The organism is Aeromonas sp. 160P, assembly GCF_055193095.1.
Genome location: NZ_JBUXKV010000001.1, coordinates 1,835,542 through 1,860,960, shown reverse-complemented (window position 1 = coordinate 1,860,960; position 25,419 = coordinate 1,835,542). Strand labels below are relative to the sequence as shown.

The 25,419-nt window shown below is 58.6% G+C and carries 22 protein-coding genes, 1 tRNA gene and 2 pseudogenes; 12 read left to right on the top strand and 13 right to left on the bottom strand.

Features of this window, described 5'->3' with window-relative positions; translation table 11 throughout:
• Positions 1 to 90 precede the first annotated feature (90 nt).
• The 5 genes from ACY8FN_RS08830 to hemA form a co-directional block, all read right to left on the bottom strand.
• Positions 91 to 891: a SirB1 family protein gene (locus ACY8FN_RS08830; RefSeq protein WP_042020543.1), complete on the bottom strand. Its 801-nt coding sequence runs from the start codon at positions 889 to 891 to the stop codon at positions 91 to 93.
• A gap of 12 nt (positions 892 to 903) precedes the next feature.
• Positions 904 to 1,287, bottom strand: coding sequence for a SirB2 family protein (locus tag ACY8FN_RS08825; RefSeq protein WP_101318368.1), 384 nt, complete (start codon positions 1,285 to 1,287; stop codon positions 904 to 906).
• An 88-nt stretch (positions 1,288 to 1,375) separates the two neighbouring features.
• On the bottom strand, positions 1,376 to 2,221 hold the full coding sequence (gene prmC, locus ACY8FN_RS08820) for a peptide chain release factor N(5)-glutamine methyltransferase (protein ID WP_463099776.1): 846 nt from the start codon (positions 2,219 to 2,221) through the stop codon (positions 1,376 to 1,378).
• 61 nt (positions 2,222 to 2,282) lie between these two features.
• The gene (gene prfA, locus ACY8FN_RS08815; protein ID WP_042020540.1) at positions 2,283 to 3,371 is read right to left on the bottom strand and encodes a peptide chain release factor 1; all 1,089 of its coding nucleotides are present in this window, start codon (positions 3,369 to 3,371) and stop codon (positions 2,283 to 2,285) included.
• 54 nt (positions 3,372 to 3,425) lie between these two features.
• Positions 3,426 to 4,682: a glutamyl-tRNA reductase gene (hemA, locus tag ACY8FN_RS08810; protein WP_101318372.1), complete on the bottom strand. Its 1,257-nt coding sequence runs from the start codon at positions 4,680 to 4,682 to the stop codon at positions 3,426 to 3,428.
• Between the two features lie 125 nt (positions 4,683 to 4,807).
• On the opposite strand from hemA, the gene lolB reads away from it, so the two are divergent.
• The 8 genes and pseudogenes from lolB to ychF all read left to right on the top strand — a co-directional run bounded on the left by lolB (position 4,808) and on the right by ychF (position 11,722).
• Positions 4,808 to 5,386 (top strand): lipoprotein insertase outer membrane protein LolB, encoded by a 579-nt coding sequence (gene lolB / locus ACY8FN_RS08805; protein ID WP_463099775.1) that lies wholly within the window; start codon positions 4,808 to 4,810, stop codon positions 5,384 to 5,386.
• Positions 5,386 to 6,256: pseudogene (ispE, locus tag ACY8FN_RS08800) on the top strand (4-(cytidine 5'-diphospho)-2-C-methyl-D-erythritol kinase). The gene lolB and the pseudogene ispE overlap by 1 nt, the downstream one beginning before the upstream one ends.
• A tRNA-Gln gene (locus ACY8FN_RS08795) sits at positions 6,236 to 6,310 on the top strand. Before ispE ends, ACY8FN_RS08795 begins: the two are co-directional and overlap by 21 nt.
• A gap of 115 nt (positions 6,311 to 6,425) precedes the next feature.
• The gene (locus tag ACY8FN_RS08790; protein WP_042020535.1) at positions 6,426 to 7,373 is read left to right on the top strand and encodes a ribose-phosphate pyrophosphokinase; all 948 of its coding nucleotides are present in this window, start codon (positions 6,426 to 6,428) and stop codon (positions 7,371 to 7,373) included.
• Between the two features lie 115 nt (positions 7,374 to 7,488).
• Positions 7,489 to 9,477 (top strand): bifunctional metallophosphatase/5'-nucleotidase, encoded by a 1,989-nt coding sequence (locus tag ACY8FN_RS08785; protein ID WP_463099774.1) that lies wholly within the window; start codon positions 7,489 to 7,491, stop codon positions 9,475 to 9,477.
• A 200-nt stretch (positions 9,478 to 9,677) separates the two neighbouring features.
• Complete coding sequence (gene pth / locus ACY8FN_RS08780; RefSeq protein WP_101325405.1) at positions 9,678 to 10,274, top strand: aminoacyl-tRNA hydrolase; 597 nt, start codon at positions 9,678 to 9,680, stop codon at positions 10,272 to 10,274.
• Positions 10,267 to 10,394, top strand: a pseudogene (locus ACY8FN_RS08775) (aminoacyl-tRNA hydrolase); the annotation flags it as partial. The gene pth and the pseudogene ACY8FN_RS08775, both read left to right, overlap by 8 nt.
• A gap of 236 nt (positions 10,395 to 10,630) precedes the next feature.
• Positions 10,631 to 11,722: a redox-regulated ATPase YchF gene (gene ychF / locus ACY8FN_RS08770; RefSeq protein ID WP_101347712.1), complete on the top strand. Its 1,092-nt coding sequence runs from the start codon at positions 10,631 to 10,633 to the stop codon at positions 11,720 to 11,722.
• 243 nt (positions 11,723 to 11,965) lie between these two features.
• Here ychF and yidZ (ACY8FN_RS08765) read toward each other — a convergent pair whose 3' ends face one another.
• The 5 genes from yidZ (ACY8FN_RS08765) to ACY8FN_RS08745 form a co-directional block, all read right to left on the bottom strand.
• Positions 11,966 to 12,934 (bottom strand): HTH-type transcriptional regulator YidZ, encoded by a 969-nt coding sequence (gene yidZ / locus ACY8FN_RS08765; protein WP_463099773.1) that lies wholly within the window; start codon positions 12,932 to 12,934, stop codon positions 11,966 to 11,968.
• A gap of 214 nt (positions 12,935 to 13,148) precedes the next feature.
• Positions 13,149 to 14,114 carry a hypothetical protein gene (locus tag ACY8FN_RS08760; RefSeq protein WP_463099772.1) on the bottom strand — a complete coding sequence of 322 codons (966 nt, stop codon included), beginning with the start codon at positions 14,112 to 14,114 and terminating at the stop codon, positions 13,149 to 13,151.
• Between the two features lie 19 nt (positions 14,115 to 14,133).
• Positions 14,134 to 14,457: a Bor/Iss family lipoprotein gene (locus tag ACY8FN_RS08755; RefSeq protein WP_139718206.1), complete on the bottom strand. Its 324-nt coding sequence runs from the start codon at positions 14,455 to 14,457 to the stop codon at positions 14,134 to 14,136.
• Positions 14,458 to 14,962: 505 nt separating this feature from the next.
• Entirely contained in the window at positions 14,963 to 15,925 is a 963-nt protein-coding gene (gene yidZ / locus ACY8FN_RS08750; RefSeq protein ID WP_139718227.1) for an HTH-type transcriptional regulator YidZ, read from the bottom strand.
• 18 nt (positions 15,926 to 15,943) lie between these two features.
• Complete coding sequence (locus tag ACY8FN_RS08745) at positions 15,944 to 17,116, bottom strand: MdtL family multidrug efflux MFS transporter (RefSeq protein ID WP_463099771.1); 1,173 nt, start codon at positions 17,114 to 17,116, stop codon at positions 15,944 to 15,946.
• Between the two features lie 360 nt (positions 17,117 to 17,476).
• Here ACY8FN_RS08745 and ACY8FN_RS08740 point away from each other — a divergent pair, with 360 nt between their 5' ends.
• The 3 genes from ACY8FN_RS08740 to ACY8FN_RS08730 are packed head-to-tail and all read left to right on the top strand — an operon-like array spanning position 17,477 to position 21,361.
• Complete coding sequence (locus ACY8FN_RS08740) at positions 17,477 to 18,406, top strand: AAA family ATPase (RefSeq protein ID WP_463099770.1); 930 nt, start codon at positions 17,477 to 17,479, stop codon at positions 18,404 to 18,406.
• Positions 18,406 to 19,401: a DUF58 domain-containing protein gene (locus tag ACY8FN_RS08735; RefSeq protein WP_463099769.1), complete on the top strand. Its 996-nt coding sequence runs from the start codon at positions 18,406 to 18,408 to the stop codon at positions 19,399 to 19,401. The genes ACY8FN_RS08740 and ACY8FN_RS08735 overlap by 1 nt, the downstream gene beginning before the upstream one ends.
• Entirely contained in the window at positions 19,388 to 21,361 is a 1,974-nt protein-coding gene (locus ACY8FN_RS08730; protein ID WP_463099768.1) for a transglutaminase TgpA family protein, read from the top strand. Before ACY8FN_RS08735 ends, ACY8FN_RS08730 begins: the two co-directional genes overlap by 14 nt.
• Positions 21,362 to 21,485: 124 nt before the next feature.
• Here the strand turns inward: ACY8FN_RS08730 and ACY8FN_RS08725 are convergent, their stop codons facing one another.
• The 3 genes from ACY8FN_RS08725 to ACY8FN_RS08715 all read right to left on the bottom strand — a co-directional run bounded on the left by ACY8FN_RS08725 (position 21,486) and on the right by ACY8FN_RS08715 (position 24,537).
• Complete coding sequence (locus ACY8FN_RS08725; protein WP_101318265.1) at positions 21,486 to 22,031, bottom strand: peptidoglycan L,D-endopeptidase MepK; 546 nt, start codon at positions 22,029 to 22,031, stop codon at positions 21,486 to 21,488.
• A 164-nt stretch (positions 22,032 to 22,195) separates the two neighbouring features.
• Positions 22,196 to 23,680 carry a L,D-transpeptidase family protein gene (locus tag ACY8FN_RS08720; RefSeq protein WP_463099767.1) on the bottom strand — a complete coding sequence of 495 codons (1,485 nt, stop codon included), beginning with the start codon at positions 23,678 to 23,680 and terminating at the stop codon, positions 22,196 to 22,198.
• A gap of 92 nt (positions 23,681 to 23,772) precedes the next feature.
• Positions 23,773 to 24,537: a substrate-binding periplasmic protein gene (locus ACY8FN_RS08715; RefSeq protein ID WP_463099766.1), complete on the bottom strand. Its 765-nt coding sequence runs from the start codon at positions 24,535 to 24,537 to the stop codon at positions 23,773 to 23,775.
• Between the two features lie 323 nt (positions 24,538 to 24,860).
• Between ACY8FN_RS08715 and ACY8FN_RS08710 the strand changes: the two genes are divergently transcribed.
• Positions 24,861 to 25,406: a hypothetical protein gene (locus ACY8FN_RS08710; RefSeq protein WP_139691248.1), complete on the top strand. Its 546-nt coding sequence runs from the start codon at positions 24,861 to 24,863 to the stop codon at positions 25,404 to 25,406.
• Positions 25,407 to 25,419: the final 13 nt, after the last annotated feature.

The following is a 25,419-nucleotide window of genomic DNA, read 5'->3' as shown; positions in this document are numbered from 1 at the left end:
TAATGAAGAGGCTTGGGGCATGAAGCCAAGTTAGTCGCTGCGACCGGCACAGCGGCCTTGATATTCTTCTGTGTCAGTGCCAAGCCATCCTTAATGGAGGGGCTTGGGGCTAAGATCCAGCGCGGCCAGCTGCACTTTGAGTACATCGGCTACCGGATCGTCCGGGCACTGTTCAATAAAATAGCTAAAATCGTCGGCGGCCTGACGGGGGCAATCGAGCTGCTCGTAGATGAAGCCGCGATCCCGCGTCTCCAGCGGGTCGCCCGGCTTCATGCGCAATAGCAGCTCGCTACAGCGCAGCGCCTCTGGCATGCGATCTTCCCGCAGCAGGGCACCCTTGCTGACGTTGAGCAGTCGCTCGATGATTTCCCACTGCCCAGACGGTTGCAGATAAGCCGGGGTCAGGGTGGCTAAATCCCCCAACGCACCGCGCAGCAACAGTTCGATACGCGCCAGACTCAGCTCATCGCCGGTAAAGGGATCGACATAGACCTCTCCTTCACCACCGGCAAAGCTCACCAGGAAGTGGCCGGGGAAACAGATCCCCTCCACATCGAGCCCGAGCTTGCGCCCCAGCTGAATAATCAAAATACCGAGGCTGACCGGGATCCCTTTGCGCTGCACTAGCACCTGATTGAGGTCACTATTATTCGCAGAGAAGTAATCCTGCCAGTCGCCATGAAAACCGAGCTGCTGGTAAAAGCCCTGCAACAGTTGCTCACGCACCTCGTCGCACGTTCCCTCTTCGATCTGTTCGTCCAGCCACTCATCCAGCAGGGTCAACTCACGCCCTCCCTGCTCGGCAGATCCGTAAATCTCATCGCTGATCGACAACGCCAGTTCGGTGATGTCATGAGCTTCAAAATCGGTCCATTCGTCTATGCGTAACATCTTCTTCATGCCTTAACCGAATAAACTCGTCTGTTTGAGCACTGCCAACTTGGCAATGAAAAAGAGCCACCCCAGGGCGCCCAGAAAAGAACACCAGCGGATAAGATTGCTTTTGGCCAGCCGCAGCGCCATGGTCGCCAGAAATACCAGCACCACAATACCCATCAACTTTTCGCTGAGCCAGGGTGTACCGTTATTGAACGGATTGAGATCCAATGCCACACAGAGCAGCACGCCGGAGAGCACCACCAGACCGTTGAACCAGCCACTGAGTTTCACCACAGGCGCGCTGTAGGCACGGCTAGCGGTTGTTTGCACCCAGTAGAAGCGGAGCATAAAGATCAGCACGGCCCCGGCAATCAGGAAGAAGTGCAGCAGTTTGAGCACAAAATACATCGTTAATCCTTGCAAGGAGCGCCACAACGGCACCCAGCGTATAAAACCTGTCGTTCGACCAAACTCAGGCTAAAACGGGACCTTGCCGCTACGGGCAGAGGCCCAGCGTCACCCTGTCGTTATCGCCGTAATCGCGCACCGTGGCGACCTCGCGATAGCCGTTATCCCCCAGCAACTGCCGCACTGCAGCGCCCTGATCCCAGCCATGTTCCAGCAGCAGCCACCCTTCGCTGTGCAGATGGGCCGGGGCATGGGCCACGATGTGGCGGATATCCGCCAGCCCGGCCTCATCGGCAACCAGCGCCGAGCGCGGTTCAAACCTTACGTCCCCCTGCTCGAGATGGGGATCGGCGCCATCAATATAGGGGGGATTGGAGACAATCACCGCAAAACGGGGCGCCTTGCTCAGGCCTGCATCACCGAGCGGCTCAAACCAGCTGCCGTGCCGCACCTCGATGGGCAATCCCAAGGCAGCGCTGTTTTGACGGGCCAATTCCGCTGCATCAGCCATCCTGTCCACCGCCCACACCTCGACCTCGAGTCGCTCGGACTTGAGCGCCAGCGCGATGGCGCCGGTGCCGGTGCCCAGATCCAGCACGGCGCACGGCCCTTGCGGAATTTTGGTCAGCGCCTGCTCCACCAGCACCTCGGTATCGGGGCGCGGGATCAGGGTCGCCGGGCTCACCTTGAGCGGCAGCGACCAGAACTCCCGCTCGCCAACCAGATGGGCGATAGGTTCACCCGCCAACCGGCGAGCGAGCCACTGTTGCAGAGTGACCTGCTGGGCGGCATCCAGCTCGCGCTCGGGCCAGGTCATCAGATAGCTACGGCGGCAATCGAGCAGATGGCAGAGCAGTACATCGGCATCGGCACGGGGGGATTCCCCGCCAGCCAGTACCGTCATGATATGGGCACGGGCCTGCTGGATCTGCATCAGTGCCACTCCACCTTATGGGGGCAACACTTAATGCGAGCTTGCCGGATCACCAGTTGCATCAGCTGTTCTCGGCCAGCGAGGCGAGCTGATCGGCCTGATACTCCTGCACCAGCGGCGTGATGATGCAGTCCAGATCCCCTTCCAAAATTTCGGAGAGGCGGTACAGGGTGAGGTTGATGCGGTGCTCGGAGAGACGGCCCTGCGGGTAGTTGTAGGTGCGAATGCGCTCGGAGCGATCACCGGAGCCCACCAGATTGCGGCGAGTGCTCTGTTCGGCGGCGCGGTGGCGCTCATCCTCAGCCGCCTGCAGGCGGGCAGAGAGCACTGACATCGCCTTGGCGCGGTTCTTGTGCTGGGAACGCTCGTCCTGACACTCCACCACCAGACCGGTCGGCAGGTGGGTGATACGAATGGCCGAGTCGGTCTTGTTGACGTGCTGACCACCGGCACCGGAGGCGCGGAAGGTATCGATCTTCAGATCGGAGGGGTTGATCTCGATCTGCTCGGCTTCCGGCACTTCCGGCAGCACGGCGACGGTGCAGGCAGAGGTGTGCACCCGACCCTGGGATTCGGTCTCAGGCACCCGCTGCACCCGGTGACCACCAGATTCAAACTTGAGGCGGCCATAGACCCGCTCGCCGTCGATCTTGGCGATCACCTCCTTGTAGCCACCGTATTCACCGTCGTTGCAACTGACGATGGAAAGGCGCCAGCCCTGACGCTCGGCAAAGCGTGAATACATGCGAAACAGGTCGCCGGCAAAGATCGCCGCTTCGTCGCCACCGGCACCGGCGCGGATCTCCAGATAACAGTTATTGTCATCGCGGGGATCCTTGGGCAGCAGCATGACCTGCATCGCCTGCTCCTGTTGCTCCAGGGCAGCCTTGACCAGTGGCAGCTCCTCCTGCGCCATCTCGCGCAGGTCGGCGTCATCCTCTTCCAGCATCAGCTGGGTGGTCTCCAGATCATCCTGCGCCTGGCGATAATGCTGGAAAGCGTGAACGATATCTTCCAGCTGGGCATACTCGCGGGTCAGGGCACGGTAGCGCTCCTGATCCGAGACCACATCCGGCTCGCCGAGCATGGCCTGAACTTCTTCGTGGCGCTCGATGAGGCCTTCCAGCTTTCTGATCAGTGACGGATTCATAACTCTTGCATTCTCAATGGAGGAAGGGGCCGCCAGCATGGCAACCCCGAACAATTACTCTTGGGACAATCCCAGCGCCTGCCGCAAGCGGGACAGCTCGCTCTGATCGCCCTGGGAAGCCGCCTGGCGCAAGGCCTGGGTCGGCGCGTGGATCAACTTGTTGGTGAGGCGATGGGCCATCGCCTTGAGCGCCTGCTCGGCACTCTCGCCCTGTGCCAATGCCAGCAGGGCGCGCTGCAGCTCTTCGTCCGCAACCTGTTGGGACTGATGGCGATAGTCACGGATCAGATCGACCGAGCGCTGACTCCGGTACCAACCCATAAACTCGTCGCGCTCTTCCTGCACGATCACTTCCGCCTGCGCCGCCGCTCTTTTACGGGTTTCGAGATTCTGCTCGATGATCCCCTGCAGGTCATCCACCGTGTAGAGATAGGCATCGGAGAGCTCATCCACTTCGGCTTCGATGTCACGCGGTACCGCGATATCCACCAGAAACATTGGCTTGGAGCGGCGGGCCTTGAGGGCACGCTCCACCATCCCCTTACCGATGATGGGCAGGGGGCTGGCGGTCGAACTGATGACGATATCCGCCTCGTGCAGATAGTCGGGGATCTCTTCGAGCGTCATCACCTGGGCGCCGAATTCGGCCGCCAGGGTCTGGGCACGCTGCAGGGTACGGTTGGCCACCATCATCCGGGTGACGTTCTGCTCGCGCAGATGGCGTGCCACCAGTTCGATGGTCTCCCCCGCCCCCACCAACAGCACCTTGGTCTGGGAAAGGTCGGAGAAGATCCGTCGCCCCAGGCTGACGGCGGCAAAGGCCACCGACACGGCACTGGCGCCGATCTCGGTATCGGTGCGCACCCGTTTCGCCACCGAGAAGGATTTCTGGAACAACCGCTCCAGGGTTCCCTTGAGGGAGTCTGACTGCTGGGCATGGGCATAGGATTGCTTGATTTGGCCGAGGATCTGCGGCTCACCGAGCACCAGTGAATCAAGCCCGCACGCCACCCGCATCAAGTGGCGCACCGCCTCTTCGTCATGGTGCTGATAGATGGCATTGACCAATTCGGCTGCGTCCAGCCCGTGGAATTGCTGCAACCAGCGCAGCACCTCGCTCTGCTGCTCGCCATCCAGGTTGCAGTACAGTTCGGTCCGGTTGCAGGTGGAGACAATCACCGCCTCGCTGACACCGGATTGGCTCACCAGCTCACGCAAGGCGCGATCGATGCAGTCCGGGCCAAAGGCGACCCGCTCCCGCAAGGCGACACTGGCGGTGTTGTGGTTGATTCCGAGTGCTAGCAAACTCATGAGTGGGCGACGATCATTTCATATGCAGGGTGCAAAGGCGGCAATTGTACGAGAAAGGGTAAGTCTTTAAAAGCAATACGGCAGCCCCGTATACTGTGGCAAATTCCTCTCTCTGGAGCCTTGCCGTGCTGTTGCGTATTTTCACCCTCACCTGTCTACTGTTGCTGGCCGGTTGTGCCACCACCCAACCCCAACGGGATCAGGTGAACTGGAACCAGGAGCGGACCCGTCTCGAACAGCTGACCCACTGGCAGATCGTCGGCAAGATGGCCATCATCACCCCCCAGCAGAAAGGCAGCGCCCGCCTCAACTGGCAGCAAGATGGCGAGGATTATCGTCTCAACCTTAGCAGCCTGATCGGCACCAATATTCTGGAGCTCTCCCGCAGCAAGGGGGAGATCACCCTGCTCGACAGCGACGGCAAACGCCACCAGAGCCAGGATGCCGAGGCGCTGATCTATAAGCTCACGGGTTGGCATATTCCGGTCACCGGACTCCCCGAGTGGATCAAGGGGCTGCCGGGTCAGGCCGAGTTTGAACTCAACCCCGACCGCAGTCTGGCCAGTGTCCGTGACGGCCAGTGGCAGATCGTCTATGGCGACTATCGGGATCAAGATGGCTACCGCCTGCCGCACCAACTGACCATGACCGGCCAGAACAGCCGCCTCAAGCTTCAGATCAACCAATGGACTCTTGCACGCTAATGGCTTCCACACGCTGGCCGGCACCGGCCAAACTCAACCTGTTTTTACACGTCAATGGCCGTCGTCCCGATGGCTATCACGAGCTGCAGACCCTGTTTATCTTCCTCAACCACAGCGACTGGCTCGAGTTCGAGGTGATTCCTGATAGCGACACACTCACCCTGAGCCCGGCCATTCCCGGGGTGCCGGATGAGCAGAATCTGATCATCCGCGCAGCTCGACTGCTGCAGGCCAAGCTGCCGAGCCCGCAGGGAGCCCATATCCGGTTGGAGAAAGTGCTGCCCATGGGGGGCGGAATTGGCGGCGGGTCGTCCGATGCAGCGACCACGCTAGTGGCGCTTAATCAGCTCTGGCAGGCAGGTTTGAGCGAAGATGAACTGGCACAGCTTGGCGTGCAGCTGGGAGCCGATGTGCCGGTGTTTGTCCGTGGTCGGGCCGCCTTTGCCGAAGGGGTGGGCGAGCGGCTGCAACCGGTCGAATTACCAAGCGCCTGGTATCTGGTGCTCAAACCCGATTGCCATGTGGCAACTGCGGCGGTATTTCAGGATCAAGACCTGCCCAGAGCCACTCCGAAAATGGCGTTGGACAACTTGCTGGCAGGTGAGTGGAAAAACGATTGCGAATCACTGGTGAAAAAGCGCCACCCCGAGGTTGCCAATGCGCTCGGCTGGTTGCTAGAATACGCGCCGTCGAGAATGACGGGCACAGGAGCCTGCGTCTTTGCTCAATTTGAAGACGAAGTGACTGCTCGGGAAGTGTTTGCCAAGGTGCCGAAGGGGCTAGATGGGTTTGTCGCGAAAGGCGAGAACATATCACCTCTCTTCTGGACATTGCAACAGTTCAAATGATTGGGGTATCGCCAAGCGGTAAGGCAGCGGGTTTTGATCTCGCCATTCCTAGGTTCGAATCCTAGTACCCCAGCCAAATCCAGAGCCATAATATCCTTGCTCGTTATCTTGATAAATCGTTTGCCCCAAAACGATATGGGTCTGGTTTCAGACTCCCCCACATACTGGATGCAACCCCGAGGTTTCAAACCGTGCCTGACATGAAGCTGTTTGCTGGTAACGCAACGCCGGAACTAGCCCAGAAGATCGCAGATCGCCTGTTTATCAAACTCGGCAATGCTGCCGTAGGTCGCTTTAGCGACGGCGAGATCAGCGTACAGATCAATGAGAATGTACGTGGTGGCGATATCTTCATCATTCAATCCACCTGTGCCCCAACCAACGACAATTTGATGGAATTGATCGTTATGGTGGATGCACTGCGTCGTGCTTCAGCTGGCCGTATCACAGCCGTTATCCCCTACTTTGGTTATGCCCGTCAGGACCGCCGCGTCCGTTCCGCCCGTGTACCTATCACCGCCAAGGTTGTCGCTGACTTCCTCTCCAGCGTGGGTGTGGATCGCGTGCTGACCGTTGACCTGCATGCCGAGCAGATCCAGGGCTTCTTTGACGTTCCGGTCGACAACGTGTTCGGCAGTCCGGTACTGCTGGAAGACATGAAGTCCAAGAACCTCGAGTCTCCAGTCGTCGTCTCGCCAGACATCGGCGGCGTAGTGCGTGCCCGCGCCATCGCCAAGCTGCTGGACGATACCGACATCGCCATCATCGACAAGCGTCGTCCCCGCCCGAACGTCTCTCAGGTCATGCACCTGATCGGTGATGTTGCTGGCCGCGACTGCGTCATCGTTGATGACATGATCGACACCGGCGGCACCCTGTGCAAAGCCGCAGAAGCCCTGAAAGAGCGTGGCGCCAAGCGTGTATTCGCTTATGCGACTCACCCGGTCTTCTCCGGCACTGCCGTCGAGAACATCAAAAACTCGGTGATCGATGAACTGATCATCACCGACTCCATCCCGCTCACCGCGGAGATGAAAGCGATTGGTAAAGTCAAACAGCTGACTCTCTCAACCGTGCTGGCCGAAGCCATTCGCCGCATCAGCAACGAAGAGTCCATCTCTGCCATGTTTGAGCATTGATAGATTCAGCAATAACGAAAACCGCCTGCTGGCGGTTTTCGTCTTTCTGAACCCTCTCTTTCCACCCCTCTGCTATCTGGTACGACCCTGCCCCGGCAGGCTTAAGGATTTACCCATGAATTGCTTGCGTCCCCTCCTGCTCGCGACCCTCACCAGCGCCCTGTTTGCCTGTCAGCCGGCGAAAGAGAGTCAACCCTTCGTGCTGACCCTGGCCCACATGAACGATACCCACTCCCAGTTTGATCCGGTCAATGCCGATCTCACCGGGCAGATCTTTGGCCAGCAGGAGGAGACGGACACCCTCTACACCCGGTTTGGCGGCTACCCCCGGCTGCTGACCATGGCAAAGGTGTATCAGGCCGAGGCACTGGCCAAGAACCAACCCATGCTGCTGCTACACGGTGGCGACGCCTGGCAGGGCAGCGGCTACTTCAAGCTCAACGAAGGGATGGCCAATGCCGATCTGCTGAGTCAGTTCGGCCTGGATGCCATGGCACTGGGCAACCACGAGTTCGATCTGGACAACCAGAAGCTGGCCCGCTTCATCGAGGGGGTCAACTTCCCGGTACTGGCTGCCAACCTCGACACCAAGGCCGATCCTGCTCTCAGCAAGGCAGACAACCTCAAGCCCTTCGTGGTCTATGCCTTTGACGGCAACCAGAAGAGCCCGGTCACCGATCTCGACAAGCTGCCGCAAGGCAAACAGCTGGTCGCCATCATCGGTCTGGTGCTGGAAGACATGGGTAATATCGCCCCCAACGTTGGCAAGCTGCGCTTTGGCAAAGAGGTCACCTCGGCTCAGGCCACGGTCGACATGCTGCAGGCCAAGGGGATCAACCAGATCATCGCCCTCACCCACATCGGCAACGAGCGGGATCTGGCGCTGGCGGCCAAGGTGAATGGCATCGATGCCATCGTCGGTGGCCACTCCCACAGCCTGCTCGGCGATTTTCGCAATATTGGCTGGGGCAAGACCGGCGACTACGCCAAGCTGGTGACCAACCCGGACGGCATTGGCAAGACCTGCGTGGTGCAGGCCGGCTCTTACGCCCAAGCCATCGGTCTGGCGCAGGTGACCTTTGACAGCCAAGGCCAGCTGACCGACTGCCAGGGCCACAACAGCCTGCTGGCCAGCCGCGACTTCTTCGCCGATCCGGCCCGCAAGCAAGCGCTCGACCAAACCCGCAGCAAAAAAGCCAGTCAGTTTATCGACAACCAGCCCAATCTGGTGACCGTGGATGAGGATCCGCGCCTGCGCGGCATCATCGACAGCCACTACAAACCGGCACTGGAGCAAGCCTACGGCCCGGTGATCGGCACCATACCCGCACAGCTGCAAAATGCCCGTCGCCCCGGCGACAACGGCAGCGACAACCACGGCTCCGATGTGGCACCGCTGGTCGCCGAAGGGGAGTTTTACTGGGCCAATACCCCCCAAGTGCAGGCCCTGACTGGCGGGGCGGTGGACTTCGCCCTGCTGGCAGTCGGTGGCGTACGGGCCGAACTGCCCGCGGGCGAATGGCGCGAGGGGGACAGTGCCCTCACCCTGCTGCCGTTCAAGAACCAGCTCTCGGTGCTGACCCTGACCGGCGCCGAGGTGCGCGCCCTGCTGAGCGAAACCATCAGCGCCACCCTGCCCGCCAGCGCCCATGCCGGCAAGTTCCCCTATGGTGGCAACCTGCGCTACACCTTCCAGGAGACCACCCCTGGCAAAGCGGGCACCCTGACCCGGTTGCAGCGCAAGACGGCAAGCGGCGAGTGGCAGGATCTGCTGGATAGCCAGCGCTATCGGGTGGTGATGAACGCCTACAGCGCCAACGGCAACGATGGCTGGCAGGCACTGGCCAATGCCCAGCGCCACCAGAGCGAGCGGGTAGATATCGCCAGCGTCAATGGCACGCTGACCGCCTTCCCGGTGCTGAAAGTGGCACAAAACGGCGAGCTGCTGAGCGCCATCTATGCTCCGGGCCAGGCCCTCGATTGCAAGGCCAGCGGCGTGGATTGCGGCACCGATGCGGCCTCCTTCGTCCAATATGTGCGCGAGGCTCGCCCCACCCTGACCGCGCTGGATGAAGAGACCGTCACCCTGCTGCGAGCCAAGTAAATCGGCCTATTCGTTACCTGCAACAGGCCTCTCGCATGAGGCCTGTTTATTGATTGATAGCCGACCGTTAGCTGCCAGAGTGACTCAAATCCCGCCAGAACATGAGCATTGGTTGAGTGATCGTCACTCGGCGGCTAGAATATTGCGTCCTATTGCCCTGGGTAGTGTACCCATGGCAGCTGCGAGTGAAGACATCAAGCGTGACAAGCGAAATCAAACTGATCGTCGGACTGGGTAACCCCGGCCCGGAATATGCCAAGACCCGCCACAATGCGGGCGCCTGGTATGTGGAGCAACTGGCCCGCTGGCACAATGTCAGCCTGCGTGAAGAACCCAAGTTCTTTGGCCATACTGCCCGCATTCAGGTCGAGGGGCAGGATGTGCGTCTGCTCATCCCGAACACCTATATGAACCTCTCTGGCAAAGCGGTCGCTGCTCTGGCGCGCTTTTATCAGATTGAGCCAGAAGCAATGCTGGTTGCCCACGATGAACTTGACCTGCCGCCGGGCATCGCCAAGTTCAAGCAGGGCGGTGGTCACGGCGGCCATAACGGCCTCAAAGACATCATCGCCAAAATGGGCAACAACAATAACTTCTTCCGGCTGCGCCTCGGGATCGGCCATCCCGGCAGCAAAGAGCTGGTGGCAGGCTTTGTGCTGACCAAGGCCCCCAGCAGTGAACAGAACCTGATCGACGCCGCGCTGGACGAATCCCTGCGCGCCACCGATATCCTGTTCAAACAAGATATGACCAAGGCCATGAATCGCTTACACAGCTTCAAGGCTGAAAAAGTCTGAACAGGCTGTGATCGATGACGCGCGGGATAAATGTCCATGTACGCCACCGATATCCTGTTCAAACAAGATATGACCAAGGCTATGAATCGCTTACACAGCTTCAAGGCCGAAAAAGTCTGAACAGGCTGTGATCGATGACGCGCGGGATGAATGTCCATGTACGCCACCGACATCCTGTTCAAACAAGATATGACCAAGGCCATGAATCGGCTGCACAGCTTCAAGGCCGAAAAGGTGTAGGTCGATTTGACCCTGTACGGGCATTGTGCCGGTGCATGAGCAACGACCAGAACAAACATGACATGGGCCGCCTGCCGGCGCCCCTCAACAGCATCCATCAAGTAAGGTAACAATCCATGGGTTTTAAATGCGGTATCGTGGGCCTGCCCAATGTAGGCAAATCCACCCTGTTCAACGCGCTGACCAAGGCCGGTATCGAAGCCGCCAACTTCCCGTTCTGCACCATCGAGCCGAACACCGGCGTCGTGCCGATGCCAGATAGCCGCCTCGATCAACTGGCTGCCATCATCAATCCGCAGCGCGTTGTGCCGACCACCATGGAATTTGTCGACATCGCAGGTCTGGTCGCTGGCGCCTCCAAGGGTGAGGGTCTGGGCAACCAGTTCCTGGCCAACATCCGTGAAACCGAAGCGATCGGCCACGTGGTGCGCTGCTTCGACAACGAGAACATCATTCACGTTGCCGGCAAGGTCTCCCCTGCTGACGATATCGAAGTGATCAACACCGAGCTGGCCCTGTCGGATCTGGACGCCTGCGAGCGCGCCATCCACCGTCAGTCCAAGCGCGCCAAAGGTGGCGACAAGGATGCCAAGCTGGAAGTGGAAGTGCTGGAGAAGATCCGCGTTGCACTGGAAGATGGCCAGATGATCCGTGGCTTGAAGCTGGACAAGGAAGAGCTGGGCGCTATCAGCCAGTTCAACTTCCTGACCCTCAAGCCAACCATGTATATCGCCAACGTGGCGGAAGATGGTTTCGACAACAACCCCTACCTCGACAAAGTGCGTGAAATCGCCGCCGCCGAGAATGCCGTCGTAGTCGTGGTTTGCTGCGCCATCGAATCAGACATCGCCGAGCTCGACGACGAAGACCGTGCCGAATTTATGGCCGATCTGGGCATCGAAGAACCGGGCCTGAACCGGGTGATCCGCTCCGGTTACGAGCTGCTCAACCTGCAAACCTACTTCACCGCCGGTGTTAAAGAGGTTCGCGCCTGGACTATCCCGGTCGGTGCCACCGCCCCGCAAGCGGCAGGCAAGATCCACACTGACTTTGAAAAAGGCTTTATTCGCGCCCAAACCATCGCCTTTGATGACTTCATTACCTACAAGGGTGAGCAAGGCGCCAAAGAAGCGGGCAAGATGCGTGCAGAAGGGAAAGAGTACATCGTCAAAGATGGCGATATCATGAACTTCCTGTTTAACGTATAAGTGCTTTAGCCCTTTTTAAACAATCGGTTAAACAGGGTCTATCCGGCGTTGTGGTCGGTGTGACACATTGCTGAAAAAGCCCGTCTGGAAACAGATGGGCTTTTACTTTTAGCGCATGCCACAGTCATTATTTGGCAGTGAAGTAAACGGGTAACCTCTTCTCGGCACGGCTCAATTCGCTGTGCCACCACAACACCCGCACGGTTCACCATAAAAAGCCGGAGCATCTTGCTCCGGCTCCCGCTATCTGGCTGAAGGTCGCGACTCCCGGTGATAGAGCAGCCTTATCTCATTGAGTAGCCACATCACCTTGGCATCCTGGTTGTGGCGTTTGTGCCACAGCAAGATGAAGGTGACCTCCAGCTGTTTATAGAGCTTCTCCGGCAATGGCAACGGCATGGTCACCAGATTGGGATGATATTTGGCCGCAAAACCGGCGCAGTAGGAGGGGGCGACCGCAATCAGCTCATGATTGGATTGGGAAGCAACATTCAGCGCCTGCTCGAAGCTGGATACCATAATAGGCACCTTGCGCTGCAACCCCTGATCCTCCAGCAGCATATCCAGACTCCAGGTCTCCTTGACCTCCAGCACCACGCTGCAGTGGGAGCAAGCCAGAAAGTTCTCCAGTGTCCACTGCTGCAGCAACGGGTGGTCATTGCGCAAGAACACCACCGGCAAGTCGTGGAACAGCACTTCGTGATCGATGTAATAGGGCAGGTTGCTGATCTTGGCCAGAGAACGGTCATAACGCTCGCGGACACAGACGCCGAGATCCGCATCGCCATTGACGAGATCAGTGAGGGAGTGGTGATTCCACCCCTGCATCTTGACCACCGAGTTGGGATACTTCTCATGGATGGTGATGGGCAGATCCCCCAACAGGCTGTTGTAGAAGGGGGATTGCATCACCAGATTGAAGCGGGCCCCATCGGGGATCGCCTCACTATTGAGCGAGGCGATGCTGCCGGTAAGCTGAAACCAGGCCTCCAACTCCTCGGTCAGCGCCAGAGCGAGGTTGGTGGGTAGTAATCCCTTGCGCCCTCGCACAAAGAGCGGATCGGCAAACCACTCCCGCAACTTGGCCAGCGCCTTGCTCACGGTGGAAGGAGTCACACTAAGCTGCTTGGCGGCGCCCGCCACACTGCGCTCCGCCATCAAGTATTTGAATACCACCAGCAGGTTCAAATCGAGCTCACCCAGTGTTCGCATACGTCCTCTCATCAAGGGCTCTCATCGTGAAGGTGCCTTTCGGACTGCGAACGATGACCTTCGCACGCTGATCGACCGATCTGTGTGCAAAACTATCCACCGAAAACCAGTCCCCAAGCACCATCAGAGTAGCTAGCCTGTTTTCTCTCTGCGACACCGCAACCATGCACTACTGAACCACATACGGCCAAACAACAGATTATCGAATGCTCACCTATCTTTTGTTCATCACCAACACGACACCATCCAGTTCAGGGAAGCCGATAAGCAGCATCTCTGCTCCGCTATCATTTTTAAGAGTCGCACCATATGCCACAGCCCCATTTCTTCCCTTGGCCAATCCTTCGTTGTTAAAAAGATCGTGGGCAGTCCAGTTTACCCCTTTCGCGAGGTCAAACCGACACCTGTCAAAACCGGTAAAAATCAGCTTGTCGAAATTTGTTTTACCCGATGACGTTGCATCCCCCACCAGGGTACATCCGGCAGCCGGAAACGTCATCGTGACCGTCACCTTGTCACCATTGCGGGTTGTCTCCACATCGCCCAGCATATCCGTGCTATACCCCTTATTGTCATGCCAGTTATCCGTATTTATGGCGTGGGTTTTCAACTCCGTTAAGGATATTTTACCAGACCATTTTGGATACATTGAGGTGCCCGCACTAACGAAATCAAGCTCAGTATTAAGTTTTGAGGAAATATTAGGATTGCTCACCTTTATCTGCGGTGTGTTGTGAACAATATCATTATAAGAAACATCTACCCGCTTGATGACAAGTTCTGCAGGGACACGACCATCTGCCATTGGCCGGTTCATTTGACGACTAATACTTGTGAGCTGTACTGAATTAGGATTGTCTTTTAATATTTCATCACGACTCTGCGCTACCCACCATGTGGTGGCCATCACACCATTATTGGCCCATACACTCCAGCGAGTAACGCCTCTCTCATCAACCTTTTGATATTTCAATGCCAAACCAGTCAGGTCTATCGCCCCGTTGGTTTGTATATAATCAGCTTTATAAAGTGTTGCATTAGGTATAGTCACATGTTCCAGTGCAAGGGGTTTAATCGGTTCACTGGCTTTTACAACGGTTGTTTCATCAGATCCACCACCACAGCCATAAAGCACCGCCATACCAGCAGCCGCCAATAAAACACTTTTCAATTGAGTCACACGCTATCTCCTTTACTTGTCATGCAGCACAATCAATTTGTGCTGTGCGAGGTGCATAAATACCGAAACTCAGGCTGCCAAACAGGGAGTCCCAAAAGCCGACTTTGGTCTCTATCCGTACGACATTCTCGCTACCGTGACAGATCGCGGCCGCATCAATCGTATCGTTGATGCCAAAATCGATATCGGAAAAGAAAAAGTGGCTGGTAATTTCTTTCGAACTGACAATTGCACCTTTGTTAAGTGCAAATGCCTGAGAACCATCGGAATGCACACTGTTTTTCGCGCAACCACAGAGCAACACGGTCAACCCAATGGCCGTTATAGTTTTGTGATTAATCATTTAAACAACCTTTCCAGTTTCGTTAATCCACCATATCTGGCTTTAACGGCAATATATTAACAGCAAAAATAGACACCCAATGGCATAAAACCATGAGAAAGTTGTAATGATTTATTTCATAAGTGTTCGATGGACAATAGACATCCCCTGGTGATACATCCAGATGTAAATACAGGGTGATAATGTCAACACAAGCCGATATTTTTATTATTGATGAATAGCCACTGACAGACACGGATATATCCCGATAGCACATCGCAGCTTTTATTATAAATGGCAGTATCTAACAGCGGAGAGTGTGACGTCTATAGCAAAACCAGAAGTTGGCACCTTCCATTTCAGAATGTGCGTTAATAGTTTGTTGCCGCCACTAAATACAATATTGTCAGCAAAACTTATCCCCGCAGCAACCTCTTGTTTCGAGACATAAATCGAGGCATAAATCGGGGCATAAAAAGCCGGAGCAGATGGCTCCGGCTGATCAATGGGCACCGTTTCGGCAACATTAGCGTGGCGATTCGTCGTTGTAGAGTCGCCGGATCTCGTTGCGCAACCACATCACCTTGGCATCCTGGTTGTGCCGCTTGTGCCACAGCAGGATGAAGGCGATCTCCAGCTGGGCGTAGAGCTTCTCCGGCAGTGGCAGTGGCATGGCGATCAGGTTGCCGTGATGCCGACTGGCATAACCACCGCAGTAGGAGGGGGCCACCGCAATCAGTTCGTGGCTCGACTGGGAGGCAATATGCAGCGCCTGCTCGAAGCTGGAGACCATGATGGGCACCTCCCGCTTCAGCCCTTCGTCCTCCAGCAGACTGTCGAGAGCCCAGGTATCGTTCGCTTCCCACACCATGCTGATCTGGGGGCAGGCCAGAAAGTTCTCCAGCGACCACTTCTGCTCGAGCAGGGGGTGATCCTTACGCAGAAAAACCACTGGGCGATCGGTGAACAGTACCTCGTGATCTATGTAGTAGGGCAACCGGTTGACCTTGGCCTGGGAGCGGCCATGGGTCTCGCGGGCACAAAAGCCGAGATCCGCATCGCCATTGACGATGTCGTTGAGGGAGTGGTGATCCCACCCCAGCATCCTGACCACCGAGTTGGGGTACTTCTGGTAGATGGTCATCGGCAGATCGCTCAGGAAGCTGATGTAGAAGGGGGACTCCATCACCAGGGTGAAGCGGGCACCGTCGGGGATCGCGTCGCTATTGAGCGAGGTGATGCTGTCGGTGAGCTGGAACCAGACCTTCAGCTCCTCCTCCAGGGTCAGGGAGAGGTTGGTGGGCTGCAATCCCTGGCGCACCCGCACAAACAGCGGATCATCAAACCACTCCCGCAACTTGGCGAGGGACTTGCTCACCGCCGACGGGGTGACACAGAGCTTTTTCGCCGCCCCAGCCACACTGCGCGCCTGCATCAGGTGCTTGAAGACCACCAGCAGGTTCAAATCGAGTTCACCCAGATTGCGCATATCCCCTCTCATCTTTGGTTATCCTCGCGACCGCACTTCGCGAAGCGCGAGCCATGGTACCAGCCCTTTGACAGCCAGGTAACTGAGCAGTGCCAGCAACAGGGCGTAGATCAGCATCTCGGTCGGAGCAAAACCAAGCTGACCCAGCAGCCAGATATAGAGGCCGGAGAGGCTGATCTGCATGATGCAGAGCACAGCGCTGGCGAACGCCACATTTTGCTGACAACCATCCAGTGCCTCCCCCATCGCCACCCCGAAGCCACAGGAGAACCCGACACAAACCAGCGCAAATCCCGGCAACAGCAAGTGGATATCGCCCCCCAGTTGCCAGCACCCGAGCAGAAAGCACGCCGCCAGCAGATAGGCCAAATGGGATACGGCCAGCACCTTGTGCTTGCCAAGCCAGCGCAGCAGCAGCGGCGTCAGGAAGGAGGTGGACATGCTCACCCCGGCCATCACCATCATCACGATGGAGTACTGCTCGGTGGTAAAGCCAAACTCCTTCATCAGGATCAGCGGCGAGACGCTGACATAGACCAGAATGGCGGTCACGCTGGTACTGGTCAGCAGGGAGAGCAGCATAAAGCGCGGCGAGCGCAGCAGGGCAAAAGGCTGCGCCGTGCCACTTGCTGGTTGCCGGGCCGGGCGGGTCTCCTTGAGCAGCAGCAAGTTAACCAGACCGCTGACGGTCGCCACCAGCGCCATCGCCATGAAGATCCCGCGCCAGTCAAAATGTGACAGGATGAGGTAGCCGAGCACCGGCGCCAGCACCGGGATCACGCAAATCACCCCGTTGATCATCGAGAGCGCCATCGCCAGCCGCTCCTGACTCAACACATCCCGCAGCACGGTAAAGGTCATGATATAGAGCGCACCGGCGCCGACCCCTTGCCAGAAACGGCCGAGATAGAACTGGTTGATCCCCTCCGCATTACCCGCCACCAGCGAGGCGATGACAAAAATCAGCGCGCCCCCCAGCACCACCCAGCGCCGGCCGTAGCGATCGGCAATCATCCCCCCCAGCAGCACGGTGGCCGCCATGCCGAACAGATAGATGGAGAAGGCGGTGTGGATCTGCGCCTCGCTCGCCTGCAGGGCATCGGCAATCTGGGGCACCGCCACCAGATAGAGATCGATCCCGACCGGATAGAGAATGATCATCAGAAAACTGCATAACAGGAAAACAGGCATGGGTGCTCCATAACAGATTGGCCCGCCAGCACCGGCCAGATAGCAGCAACAGGCAAAAAGAGTGGGCGGGGCCAAGGTGGTAACAAAGGTAGCAACGCAGCGCGTCGCAATGGGGGCAACTATATGGGCGCCCACCGCCCGTACCTAGTGAAGAGATGGCGTTCGGTACATTCCAATCAGGAAATATCATGTTGAGTCGCGTGCCTAAGCGGCCATATTGAATCGACCAGACACCACCGTAAACCGGGTCGCCTCCCGCTCATTGCCATCCCTGCTCTGCACTTTTACCGCCCACCAGTTATCCGCCTTCGCCCTTGCGGGCGTATAAGCTGTAGGGGCGATGGGATACAGGAAATGTGTATGAAGGGAATGAAGAGAGAAGAGCAGATTGCCGGGCTGCTGGCGGCACTGGAGCGAGTCATTCTCGGCAAGCCGCTGCAACTGAAAATCGCGCTGGTGACCCTGCTGGCGCGCGGCCATCTGCTGATCGAGGATCTGCCCGGCATGGGCAAAACCACCCTGGCCCACGCGCTGGCGCAGGTGCTCGGGCTTGCATGCAAGCGGATGCAGTTCACCGCCGATCTGCTGCCCGCCGACCTGCTGGGGTTGCAGATCTTTGACCCGCAACAGCAAACATTTCGCTTTCACCCCGGCCCCATCTTCACCCAGGTGCTGCTGGCGGACGAGATAAACCGCGCCAGCCCCAAGGTGCAGAGCGCCCTGCTGGAGGCGATGGCCGAGGGCAAGGTGAGCATTGAGGGGAATACGCATCCCCTCCCCGATCCATTTTTCGTCATCGCCACCCAGAATCCGGCGGATCAGGCGGGCACCTATCCGCTGCCGGAGTCCCAGCTCGACCGCTTCGCCGTGCGGCTCTCGCTGGGCTTTCCGCCGCGCGAAGCGGAGCGCCAGCTGCTGCGGGGCCACCAGCAATCAGCCCCGATCCCCCCTATGCTGGATGCCGCCGAGCTGGCGGCCTTGCAAAGCGAAGGAGATGCTATCCATGTTTCCGATGCCACCCTCGACTACCTGCTGGCGCTGGTGCACCAGAGCCGCTTTACGGGAGAATTGCCTCAGCCCCTCTCCCCTCGAGCCGCCCAGACCTTGCTGGCGGTAAGCCGGGCCTGGACGCTGGTGGCGGGGCGGCGCTTCGTCACGGTGGAGGATGTACAGGCGGTCTTCCCCTATGTGGCCGAACACCGGCTGCGGGGCAGCTTTGGCGTGCAACACGGCGAAGCCTGCCCCCTGAGCCAGCGACTGCTGGCCAGGGTCGATCCGGACCATCCCTGATGAGCAAATTGCTTAACCGTTGGCAGCTGTGGCGAGCCCACTGGCAGCGGCGCTGGCTCGATCGCCGCATTCCCCCGGCCCGCCAGATCACGCTGGGGACCCACAGCCTCTTTATCCTGCCCACCCGCATGGGGCTGCTCTATCTGCTGGTGTTGCTCGCCATCTATCTGCTCGGCACCAACTACCAGAACAATCTGGTGCTGCTGGTGGCCTACTGCCTCGGCAGCCTGTTTATGGCCGCCATGTGGCTCACCCATCGCAATCTGTTGGGGTTGGAGCTGCTGGGTGGCCCGCTGGTGCTAGGGGAGGCGGGCAGCCAATTGCCCATCCGGTTTACGGTACAGAGCCCGCGCCCGGTGCTGGCACTGCGCTTTAGCCTCAACGAAGGGACCCTCTGGCTGGCCCGGGCAGATGCTGTGCCCCGCACCTTGCTCCTGCCGGTATTGGGCACGCGCCGTGGGCCACTGCCCCTTGGTCGATTGCGGGTCGAGAGCCGCTACCCCCTCGGCCTGTTTCGCTGCTGGTCCCTGCTGGATCTGCAGTTGGAGGGCTGGCTCGCCCCCAAACCGGAGTACGGGGCGCTGAGGGGGGAAGCGTCGGGTGACAACAAGGGTCATCAGGGGCAGCCAGCCCCAGCCCCCCTTGGCGACTTCGATACCTTGCGGGCACATCAGGCTGGCGAGCCCCTCAGCCGTGTCGCTTGGAAGCAACTTGCCCAGGGGCGCGGCCTGCTGACCAAGCAGTTCCATGAACCGCTGCAGGATGACTCTCACCTTATGTTGCAGCGGGTCGCGGGTGGGGATCTGGAGCAGCGGCTGGCGGTGCTGGCATGGTGGTGCACCGATTACGGCAAGCGGGGCATCCCCTTCACCCTGACGCTGGCCAACCAGACGCTGGGGCCCGATAGCGGCGCCGCCTTTGTGCAGCGCTGCCTGCTGGCACTGGCCCAATTCGATGCCAAACCACCGAAGAGCACGCCGGATGCTGCTCGATAACCGCCGCCTGCTGCCACTCATCGCCCTGCAACAGTTGCTGCTGGTGGCGGCGCTCTGGCCGCAGTTGCAACTCTGGGTGGTGGCGGTGGGCGCCATCACCCTCGGCGTCCGGGCCATGATGTTGTGGCGTGGCTGGCCGCCCCTTCCTGCCCGCTGGTTGGCGTTGCTGGCGATTACTACCGTGGCGTTGCTGGGGTTGCAGTGGCGAGGATTGGGCACCCTGCCCGCCTTGATCAATCTGCTCTGGCTCGGCTATAGCCTGAAGATGATCGAGGTGCGGCGCGAGCGGGATATCGAGCAGGTACTGCTGCTCGCCTTCTTTCTCATCGCGCTGGCGCTGGTGCAGCGACAAAGCATCAGCTGGACAGCAGGGATGGCGGTGGCGCTCTGGCTGGCAGTGACCGCTCTGGTGGCCGCCATCGCTCCCGAGCAAAAACGGCCGCAGCGCAGCGCAGGCGGCGCCCTGCTGCTGGCGCTTCCCTTGCTTATCACCCTGTTTTTGCTGCTGCCGAGGCTCCCACCCCTCTGGCAAATGCCCACCACCAGCCGCGCCCTGTCGGGACTGTCGGAAGAGCTGGCCCCCGGCGATATCAGCGAACTGGTCAACTCATCGGAACTGGCCTTTCGCGTTACTTTTGCCGATGGCCCGCCCCCAGCCCGCGAGCGCTACTTTCCGGTGATGCGGCAGGAGGTTTTCGATGGCCAGCGCTGGCTGCTGAGCCCCGAGATCAAGGCATGGCAACGGACGATGCCGGTGCAAACCGGGCTCAACCCACTACCGGAAGGCTCGCTACCCCCCGGGAGCTACGAGGTGATTGCCGAGCCCCAGCGCCACCGCTGGGCCTTTGCCCTCAGTGAACCCCGTCTGCTGGCGGGGCCGGTGCTGCTCACCCCCCTCGACACCCTCTATCGTCAGGGGAGCGGCGAGGTGGCGATCCGTTATCGCATTGGCCGCGGCGAAGCGCTGCCCGAGGATGACAGTCAAGCCACTCAGCGCAACCTGCAACTGCCAGCCGGGGGCAACCCGAGAGCACGAGCGCACGGCCAAGCACTGGCCGCACGCCATCCAGATCGCGCGGTGCTGGTCGCCGCCCTGCTCGAGCAGTTTCGCAGCCAATACTATTACTACACCCTGACCCCGCCACGGCTTGGCAGTGACGGGGTGGATGGGTTCCTGTTCGATACCAAGCGCGGCTTTTGCGGCCACTACGCCATGGCGACCGCCTTCGTGCTGCGCGCTGCCGGTATTCCGGCACGGCTGGTCACCGGTTATCTCGGCGGCGAGTGGAATCCCAGAGGCAGCTATCTGGCGGTACACCAGTTCGATGCTCACGCCTGGGTGGAGTATCTCGATGAAGGGGGAGAGTGGCGGCGAGTCGACCCCACCGCAGCGGTGGCGCCGGAGCGCATTGAGGGTGGGGTGAGGGAGGCCCTGAGCGACGAGTTTACCGCCGCCGACCCGCTCGCTTTGCAGCGTTATCGCAACTGGGCCCTGCTCAACCAACTGCGCTGGTGGGGCAGCAATATTGACTACCAATGGAGTCGCTGGGTGATTGGGCACGATGCGGGCCAGCTCTGGCAGCACATCGGCCTGCGCTGGCCGGCACTGGCGGGGCACACTCCCTGGTTGATCCTCGCCAGCCTGATGCTGGTTGCCCTGCTGGTGAGCCTGCCCCTGCTGTTGCCCGCCCGTCTGCCACCAGAGCGGCGCATCTGGCAGCCCTTGCTCAAACGGGGCAACCGCAGCGGCTACCCACCCCAGCCTGCCGAAAGCATGGGCGCATGGTGCGAGCGACTGGCGCGGCTACGCCCCGACCTTGCCCACCCCTTGTTGCAGACCGCCTGGCTCTATCGCCGCTGGCGCTATGCCCCCCTCAGCGAACGGCAACAACGGCGCAGCTGGCGCCAGTTAAAACGGCGACTGCACCGGATTTGTCACTGCTGGGATCAAGATAAATAAAGAGCCTATGCCCCCATTACGGCGTTGTTGACTAAATCCGAAGTGGGGGAGCCTCTCCCCAAGCGACTTATTTCGCTCAGTTCACCGGCCACCTGACAAGCATGCCAAGCCCCGTCAAACCCGGTTACCAGCTGCGAACAGGACCGGTATCGAGATGCACAAAGTTGTCATGGGGATAGTAACCGACGCCGCCCACCTTGAGATTGAGAGCAGCTTTGCGTAGATGGGCCAGCTGTACGCCGGGGATCCGCACATCTACCGCCTGACCAAGGGTGTGATAGCTGTGCTTGGCCACACCGCGGCTCTTGTGGCGCTTCTGGCGATTGGTGGCAGGTGCACGATAGCCGGAGATAAGCTGGATCTCGCTGCGTCGACCCAGTTTGTGTTGCAACAGAAACAGCTGATCAAACAGCTTCTTGTCGATGTTGAACACTTCATTGCGCCGGTAGTCGCGGAAGATGTGGTTGAGTTCGGCCAATCCATCGCTCAGATAGTGGCCATTCTCCCAATAACTGGTGCGCACCCGCTCGCCGGTATTGAGATTGAAGAAACTGAGTTCACGCCCGGAGGTACTGCGGCTGGCCAGCGCAGGGAAGGAGATCAGCGAGCTGCCCAGCAGGCAACCGGCTCCCAGCAACAGGCGGCGTCGACTTATCTCTTGTTCCAGCATAAGGGGCTCGTCCATCGCAGTTTCAAGCGAAAAAAGTTAAATGAGATCACAGGATGAATTTGATACAGGCGCTTGAAACTACCTTCCGGCAGGGGCCCATGTCAAACCTCCATTGCCCATAGAAAAGCCCGGCACAGGCCGGGCTTCTCACTCTGTGGCAGGGATCACAACAAGCGGCTCTGGAAGCTGACTCGATCAAATCCGTAGATGTCATTACGCAGTTGCTGGCGACCATTTTCGTCGATCCAGCTGCTCCAGTAGACGGTAAACACCGGGATCGGTGTGGTGAGCGGCAACCACTTGGTCTGGCTCTCCTTGAGAATATTGGCCACCTTGTCCGGTTGATAGCGGGAGTCCGCCAGCAGCAGCTCGGCCAGATCGTCTGCATGTTCCACCCGGATGCAGCCCGAGCTGAAGGCGCGTGCGCCCTGCTCGAACAGCGCCTTGCGCGGGGTGGAGTGCAGATAGATGGCGTCATTGTTGGGCAGGTAGAACTTGTAGCGACCCAGGGCATTGTGGTCCCCCGGTTTTTGCCGCAGGCGATAGGGGAAACCGGCAGCCAGCGCCTGATGCCATCCCTCTTCGCTGAACTGCACCGGATTGCCTTCGCTGTCGATCACCTCGAACTGCTCGCGATTGAGGTAGGCAGGATCACGGCCCAGCTTGGGCAGAATGTCCTTGCTCAGGATGGAGCGCGGCACATGCCAGGAGGGGTTGAGCACGATAGAGCGGATCTCACTGGCCAGAATAGGGGTTGCCCGCTGCTCCTTGCCGACGATGACCCGGCTGGTAAATATCTCACTGCCCGCCTGCACCACACTCAGGCGGTAATCGGGAATGTTGACCAGCACATAGCGGCCACCGGCGAGCTTATCCACCAGATCGCGACGCCACAGGTTGCGCAACAGCAAGCTGGCACGCACTTGCGGGCCGGTATTGAGCCAGGAGCGGGTCTGGCGGCCGATGATGCCGTCCGCAGTCAGGCCATGACGACGCTGGAACTGTTTGATGGCCTGCTCGGTATCGCCATCATAAATCAGATCACTATGGCTCGGCGCACTGTCACCCAGCTCGTTGAGCATTGCGCGGATCTGGCCAAGCTCGGCTGAGCTCTCTCCGGCCCGCAGGGTCGGCATATCGAGCGTAGGCCACTTGCTGGCCATCGGCATCGCCAGCAGCTTGTGCACTTTGGCCCGCACCGCCTCATATTCCGCCACTTGAGGACGCAGGGATTTCACCTGGGTCAGCAAGTCATCATCGCTGGGCTTGCTGACCACAGGGCGCTTCAAATCGAATTTGAGGGTCTTCATCTGCTCGCGAGAGACCAGATCCATCCCCCGCCAGGCATGCTGGAAACGGCTCAACTTGGCAAAAATACCGTCATAGATGGCGCCACGCTTGGTGGCAGGGGTCGCCTGCAGCCGTTTCCACAAGGTGAAAAAATCGGGGTGCAGCTGGGCCAACACAGCCTCTTGTAGCTGTTGTTCCAACTCGATACGAACTAGTTCAGCCTGACTACCCTGATACCAGTCATGCTGAGGTTCACTGGCCGCAACCACCATCTGTGATTCTGCCGCATGAACTACCCCGGCAGGCCAACATCCCAGCCACACCAGATTGGCAAGGGCCAGCCAATACTTCATCCCCATGGACACCTCAAAACGGTTTATTCATTCAGTCAGCCCTGATATTCAGGCCTGATGCTCAGGCCGCTCATCATGCGTGAACAGCCATCACTTTGCTAGCGCCCGGGGCCATAACGTTGCCAGATAATGTCGTATGCATCTGTTCCCTTAAACGCGGTTAACGCCTGATTAAATTGTTGCAAGAACTGCGGCGACACACTGCGTTTGCTCAGCATAAAGAAGCTCGGCGATTCATACACCACCATGGGGTGAAAGGCGAATTGGCCACTCCTGCCCTCCTTTTTCAGCCCGCTGGGTGTCGCCAACATGTCACCGAGAAAGCCATCAATGCGCCCCCGGGCCAACTTGTCGTAGTTCTGTTTGTCACTCACCTCACTCACCTGTTTCGCATAACGGCCGAGCAGCGCCATCACCTCATCACCATAAAAGTACTCTTTGGTGACGCCGAGGGTATACCCCTTGGCCAGCCAGCTCGCCAGATCCGGCTCTGAGTAGTTGCTGTCCTTGCGGACCCATAACAGGGTACGCCCGGGGTTGTAAGCGTCTGAAAACCAGGCGTAACGAGCACGCTCATCATTGATGTTCGCCTCCATCGCCATGTCTATCTCGCCGTACTCCATCTCATGGAGTACCCGCTTCCAGGGCAGCTCCACATAGTTAACCTTGCACTGCATGGAGGAGAGCACGGCCGTCAGCACTTCGACGGCATAACCGCGCACCTGTTGTGGTGAGTCGGCCTCATGATAATGGTAAGGAGGCCAGTTATCGTAACCGACCTGAATAGGCTCGGGACAAAGTGCCTTGGCAAAGGCCATTGGCGCCCATAACCCGCATAACAGGCAGTAAGAGATCCACTTCATATGTCGTCCTTGACGAAAAGATGGGCCATCATAAAACGGCCCCAGTAAAATGGCGATAGAGGGCACATAACTATGGCAGGCGCCAAAAAATGGCACAGCAAAACGGTGATGCTTGCCAATCTGCTTGTGTGATCACCACGGATTCCGGTCACTGGCGCCTCGCCAACTCTGTATATTGGAAAAAACAGCACTATTTGGCACAAGGGCAAAGAGGGGTTAATATGTGACCAAATTTTTTTTTGTGATCCACTATGCTTTTTTTGCAATTGGATTAGCATATGCGCGACATCGGCCTACCAATTCTGTCAGGCGTAGAGAGTGATATGACGTACAAAAAGTTCGGTTTTCTGACTGCCATCCTAGCGTTAAGCGGTTTTTATCTTTACACCCTCTATCTGGCTGCTCATCCCAACGTGAGCCTGGCCTACAAACTCTATTATCTGGAAGGCAAAACCCGCTTCTGGGAACACAACTCCAGCATGACCTATCAGCCAGGCAACGAGCTCAATCTGACCAAGCCGAGCCGCTTCCTCTCCAGCGAAGGCTGGGCCAAAAAGCCAAGCGATGCAGGCACCCTGCTCACCGGTCAAGGCGGTCTCTATTTTGTGCTGCCAAAACAGTCAGCCAATCCTGATCAACTGACGGTACACGCCCGCATCAACAGCCCGGAGGCTGGCGCCCTGCTGAAGGTGGCCCTGGGTCACGATTTCACCACCACCATTAAAATGGCCAAAGCGGGTATCAACGAGATCCGTCTCAGCCTGCCCGGTGACTCTCTTACCGCAGACCCCAAACACCCCAACTTTCTGGCACTCTCGGCACCTACTCCCATCAGCGTGGAGTCGGTACGTTTGACTGTTGCCCAGTGATCCTTGCGCCGAA